5 protein-coding genes and 1 pseudogene are annotated in these 4,731 nt (G+C 76.3%); 3 read left to right on the top strand and 3 right to left on the bottom strand.

Translation table 11 applies throughout. The features are described 5' to 3' along the window. A partial coding sequence (locus FM076_RS26855; RefSeq protein ID WP_173875040.1) for a phage holin family protein occupies positions 1–1,364 on the bottom strand: 1,364 nt, incomplete at its 3' end. A gap of 200 nt (positions 1,365–1,564) precedes the next feature. Between FM076_RS26855 and FM076_RS26850 the strand changes: the two genes are divergently transcribed. Continuing rightward, positions 1,565–2,344, top strand: a complete 780-nt coding sequence (locus tag FM076_RS26850) for an MBL fold metallo-hydrolase (RefSeq protein WP_173873464.1) — start codon at positions 1,565–1,567, stop codon at positions 2,342–2,344. Between the two features lie 32 nt (positions 2,345–2,376). Next, the gene (locus FM076_RS26845; RefSeq protein WP_173875039.1) at positions 2,377–3,012 is read left to right on the top strand and encodes a DedA family protein; all 636 of its coding nucleotides are present in this window, start codon (positions 2,377–2,379) and stop codon (positions 3,010–3,012) included. Between the two features lie 152 nt (positions 3,013–3,164). On the opposite strand, the gene FM076_RS26840 is transcribed toward FM076_RS26845, so the two are convergent. After that, complete coding sequence (locus tag FM076_RS26840; protein ID WP_345945247.1) at positions 3,165–4,184, bottom strand: MBL fold metallo-hydrolase; 1,020 nt, start codon at positions 4,182–4,184, stop codon at positions 3,165–3,167. Between the two features lie 4 nt (positions 4,185–4,188). On the opposite strand from FM076_RS26840, the gene FM076_RS35105 reads away from it, so the two are divergent. Then, on the top strand, positions 4,189–4,446 hold the full coding sequence (locus FM076_RS35105; RefSeq protein WP_173873463.1) for a hypothetical protein: 258 nt from the start codon (positions 4,189–4,191) through the stop codon (positions 4,444–4,446). On the opposite strand, the pseudogene FM076_RS34230 reads toward FM076_RS35105, so the two are convergent. Continuing rightward, positions 4,440–4,731, bottom strand: a pseudogene (locus tag FM076_RS34230) (aminotransferase class I/II-fold pyridoxal phosphate-dependent enzyme); the annotation flags it as partial. The gene FM076_RS35105 and the pseudogene FM076_RS34230 overlap by 7 nt on opposite strands.

Raw genomic sequence — 4,731 nt, 5'->3', positions numbered from 1 at the left:
CCGTACGCCTCCGCGAACGTCGCACCGGGGCTCTGGCCGTGGTCGGACAGCAGCACCAGGCGGTAGGGGCGGGGGGCGTGCTCGGCGACCTTGGCGATGAGCCGGACCGACCGGTCGAGCCGGCGCAGCACCTGCCGGGTGTCCCGTCCGCGCGGGCCCGAGTGGTGAGCCACCTCGTCGTAGCCGACCAGGTCGGCGTAGACGGCGGTGCGGCAGCTGAGCATGTCGCCGAGCACGGCGGCCACCACCACGTCCCGTTCCACGACGGTGGCGAAGGCCCGCACGAACGGGTAGAGCCCGCCCCGGCCGACCCGGGGCCGCTCGCGCCGCAGCCGGGCCCGCACCGACTGGGCGATCTCGCGTCCCACCTCGGCGACGAACGAGACGGCGGTGCGCGTGGCGTTGGCCGGGTCGGAGAAGTAGGCGAAGTACCCGGCGCGCGAGCGGGTCTCCTTGCCGCGCCGCGCCGAGACGGACAGCACGAGGGCGACCTGCCGCGCTCCGCCGGTGAACAGGTTGCCCCGGCTGGCGCCGTCCTGCGCGAGCAGTCCGCGGTCGCCGGTGCGCTCCACGGCGCGCCGCTGGAGTTCGGCGGCGCTGGTGGGCCGGTTGCTGACGACGACCTCGCCGGTCTCCTTCTCGTACCAGCGGAAGGCGGGCACGTCCTCGTTGCTGCCGTGCAGGATGCCCAGCTGGCTGGCGCCGGTCTGGCTGGACCAGTCGGTGCGCCAGCGGGTGAGCCGGTGGGTGCGCCCGTACAGCGAGGCGAGGGCGGGCATCAGCGGCTCCCCGCCCTCCGGGGCCTCCAGCGCCTCCTTGAGCACCTCGTACCCGAGCCCGTCGAGCTGGAGGAAGACGGTGCCGGGGGTGGTGGGCGGCGCTCCCCCGCCCTCCCGGCGCCGCCTGCGGACCGCGATCCGGGCCAGGCGGTGGCGGTAGGCGCGGTCGTCCCGTACGGCCAGGAACGCGTTGGTCGCCGAGGAGGAGGCCGACATCGCGGCCGCGACGACGACGGCCATCGTGGGATCGGTGCTGCCTCTGCCGTACGGGACGAGGGAGAGCGCCAGCCACAGCAGCGACCCGTTGAGGAAGAAGACGAGCAGCCCGAGGACGAGTGCGGGCACCAGCAGGAAGGCACGGACCAGCAGCGGCCAGACCAGGGCGCTCAGCAGCCCGAACGCACCGGCACCGGCGGCGGCCGTGATGCCGATGACGGTGGCGCTGTCGCCGCCGGCGGACTGGAGCCGGAAGTCGGGCAGCACACCCGCGAGGACGAGCATGGTGAGGGTGCTGACCAGCCAGACGGCACCGACGCGCAGCGCCGCCGCGCCCAGTCTTCGCCACGGTATTCGGGGTACGCGCACGTCCTCCGGGTCACCTCCCTCATCTCCTCGCCCGCCCGGTCGGCAACCTCCACTTTTGCACAGCTCCCGGCGGCGGCAGGACGGCGCTCGGGCGCGGAGGCGGTGGCCGGGGCGCCCGCCCGCGCGCTTAGGCTCGTAGGTGCCAGGAGCGGGAGGACGGGGGTCCCGCGGAGCGGAGCAGGACCCGAGGAGGAGCGCACGTGCCGGTCGAGGTCACCTGGTGGGGGCACGCAACGGCCACGGTGCGGGACTCCGGGGTCACGGTGCTCACGGACCCGCTGCTGGTACGCCGCCTCGCGCACCTGCGCCGCAGACGGGGCGCGCTGCCGCCGCCCGGTGCCGTGCGCTCCGCCGACCTGGTGCTCGTCTCGCACCTGCACGCCGACCATCTGCACCTCGGGTCGCTGGCCATGCTCGCGCGGGGCACCCGCGTCGTCCTGCCGCGCGGTGCTTCGCGTGCCGTGCCGGGGCTGCGGCGGCTGGCGCCCCTGCTGGAGCTGACCGAGGTGGCGCCGGGTGAGGTGGTGCGGAGCGGCCCGCTGGCGGTGCGGGCGGTGCCCGCCGCGCACGACGGGCGGCGGCTGCCGGTGGGCCGGCGCACCGCGCCCGCGCTGGGGTTCGTCGTCGAGGGCGAGGAGCGCACCTACTTCGCCGGGGACACCGGGCTGTTCGACGGGATGGCGGAGGCGGTCGGCCAGGTGGACACCGCGCTGCTGCCGGTGGGCGGCTGGGGGCCGTTCCTGGGTGAGGGGCATCTGGACGCGGGGCGGGCCGCCGAGGCACTGGCCCGGCTGCGCCCGCGCCGCGCGGTACCGGTGCACTTCGGCACGTACTGGCCGGTCGGTATGGACGCGGTCAGGCCGCACGAGTTCCACTCCCCCGGCGCCGAGTTCAAACGGCTGGCGGCGCTGCCCGCGCCCGAGGTGACCGTGCACCTGCTGGAACACGGCGAGAGCGTACGGCTGGGGGCGGGCAGGTGAGCGGTGGGCTCGCGGACGGGCTGGGCGCGGGCCTGGGCACGGCCGCCCAAGCGCTCTCCGACGCGGTGGTGCGGCCCCCCGAGGCCACCCAGCAGGCCCTGGGCTACCCCTCGCTGTTCCTGCTGGTCGTGCTGGGCTCGCTGGTGCCCGTGGTGCCGACGGGGGCGCTGGTGAGCGGCGCCGCGGTGGTCGCGCTGCACCAGAGCCTGCCCGCGCTCGCGCTGCTGACGGTCTTCGGCGTCGCCTCCCTCGCCGCCTTCCTGGGCGACATCGGCCTGTACTGGCTGGGCCGGCGCGGAGTCGGCTCGAAGAACGGCTCGCGCTGGCTGTCGGCACTGCGCGAGCGGGCGGCACCCGAACGCCTCGCCCAGGCGGACACCAAGCTGCGCGAGCACGGGGTGGCGGTCCTGGTGGTCTCCCGGCTCGTGCCCGCGGGGCGCATCCCCGTGATGCTGGCCTGCCTGCTGGCGCGGATGCGGATGCGGGAGTTCGCCCGCGGCGACGTCCTGGCCTGCCTGGCCTGGGCGGCCGTCTACCAGCTCATCGGTGTGGCCGGGGGCGCGCTCTTCCCCCGGCCCTGGGAGGGCGTCGCGGCGGCGGTGGGGCTGACGCTGGCGGTCAGCGCGGCCCCCGCGCTGTGGCGCCGGGTCCGCCGCCCCCGCACCTGAGGGGCGGCGGTACCCGGAACGGCGCCCGTGTCCGTGGGGCAGCCGCGTCCGTGGGGCGACCGTGTCCGCGCGGGCGTTCACGTCCGTGGGGCGACCGTGTACGCGCGGGCGCTCACGCCCGTGGAGCCACCGGTCCGTGGGTCCGACGCGGGCTAGGAGGCCGCCGGCTCCAGCACCCGGGAGGCCCCCACCGGCAGGTCCCACAGGTCCGCGCGCGGCCGTTCGGCCTTGCGCCAGGCGGCACGCACCCGGATCAGCGGCTCCAGCGGCGGCTCGCCCGAGAGCAGGAACGTGGCCCAGTGCATCGGCGCCATCCTGCGCGCCCCCAGGTCCTGGCAGGCGAGCACCGCCTCCTCGGGATCGGTGTGCACCGTGCTCAGCATCCAGCGCGGGTCGTAGGCCCCGATGGGCAGGAGCGCCAGGTCGATGCCGGGGTAGCGGCGGCCGATCTCCTCGAACCAGTGCCCGTACCCGGTGTCCCCCGCGAAGTACACGCGCAGGCCCCGTGGGTCGGTCAGCACCCAGCCGCCCCACAGGGAGCGGCAGGTGTCGGTGAGGGTGCGCTTGGACCAGTGGTGCGCGGGGACGAAGTCGAAGCGGACCCGCTTGCCGTCCGGGGCGGGCAGCTCGGCGCCCTCCCACCAGTCCAGCTCCGTGACGGTGGTGAAGCCCCGCCTGCGGCACCAGTCCCCGAGCCCGGCCGGGACGAACAGCGGGGTGTCGCGCGGCAGCCTGCGCAGGGTGGGCAGGTCGAGGTGGTCGTAGTGGTTGTGCGAGATGACGACGGCGTCCACCTTCGGCAGGTCCTGCCAGGCGACACCGACCGGGGTGACGCGGGCCGGGGTCCCGAGGATCTTCCGCGACCAGACCGGGTCGGTCAGCACCGTGAGCCCGCCGATCCGCACCACCCAGCTCGCATGGCCCGCCCAGGTCACGGCGACCGCCTCGGGTCCGACGTCGGGCAGCGGCCCCGGTGCGAAGGGGAGCTTGGGGATGTCCTCGGCCAGCGCCGAGGAGACCGGCCGCATCGCGCCCTCGCGGGCCAGCCGGGCCATCGCCCGCACCCCGGGCAGCGGCGAGGTCAGCCGGTCGGCGAAGGAGCGCGGCCAGATCCGCCGGGCTCCGACGGGGCGCGGCGGCGACAGCGCGGGCGGCGGGGGCTGGAGGAGCACGTCGGTGGGACCGCCGTGCTGCCCACCGCAGGTCTGCGACGGCGACGGGGACGAGGCGGCGGGGGGCGAGGCGGCCGGCGGCGGGGAGGGGGCCGGGGACGACGGTTCCGTGGGTGGGGGTCCGCCCGCGGGCACGGCGTCACCCGGCGCCGGGGACCCGTCCGGGGAGGAGGCGCTGTCGCGCGCGGGGCTCCCGTCCGAGGAGGACGAGACGGTGGAAGAGCGCTCGCTGCGCTGCCCGGTCCGTTCGGTCATCTACTGAGGACTCCCATCCGTGAGGTCGGCCAGCACCGACTGCACCTGTGCCAACGCCTCGGCCACGCCCGGCAATTCCCCCGAGGCGTGCTCGGCGGGGCCGGACGGCCGCCGGGCGCCCGCGGCGGTGAGCAGGTCCGTGGACAGTCGCACCCGCAGCTCGCGCGGGTCGTCACCGAAATGGTGCCCGCCTTCCGCGTACGGCCCCAGGGCGCGTACCAGTTCGGCCTCCAGGCGCGGGGCGTCGGTGACGCCCCGCGCGGCGAGCCGGGGCCGCAGCGGGTCGAGGTCG

The sequence above is a fragment of the Streptomyces albus subsp. chlorinus genome, from assembly GCF_013302895.1.
Classification (GTDB): Bacteria; Actinomycetota; Actinomycetes; order Streptomycetales; family Streptomycetaceae; genus Streptomyces; species Streptomyces chlorinus.
This window is presented reverse-complemented; position numbering and strand designations above follow the sequence as displayed.